The 298-nt window shown below is 52.7% G+C and carries 1 pseudogene; it reads left to right on the top strand.

Going from position 1 to position 298, the window contains the following annotated elements:
- Positions 1-298 (top strand): annotated as a pseudogene (locus tag ACNKXV_RS14220) (cysteine--tRNA ligase); the annotation flags it as partial.

Below are 298 nucleotides of genomic sequence, written 5' to 3'. Positions count from 1 at the left end.
CCAGCATCGAGCCCCGCGCGACGGGTCACATTCCCGAGCAAATCGCTTTGGTAGAAGCCATCCTCAAGGAAGGCTTGGCCTATGAGGTCAATGGCTCAGTCTATTTTGATGTACTCAAATACAACAACAGCTACAAATACGGCAAACTTTCCGGTCGCGTGCTGGACGAACTCATCAGCGGAAGCAGAGACCTTGACGGTCAGGGTGAAAAGCGCAACTCGGTGGATTTTGCCCTTTGGAAAAATGCGTCTCCTGAGCACCTGATGAAGTGGGATTCCCCTTGGGGAGTAGGTTTCCC

This window comes from Christiangramia aquimixticola (assembly GCF_048285835.1).
In the GTDB taxonomy this organism is placed as follows: Bacteria; Bacteroidota; Bacteroidia; order Flavobacteriales; family Flavobacteriaceae; genus Christiangramia; species Christiangramia aquimixticola.
Note: the sequence above shows the minus strand (reverse complement) of the source record. Positions and strands in the feature narration are given on the sequence as shown.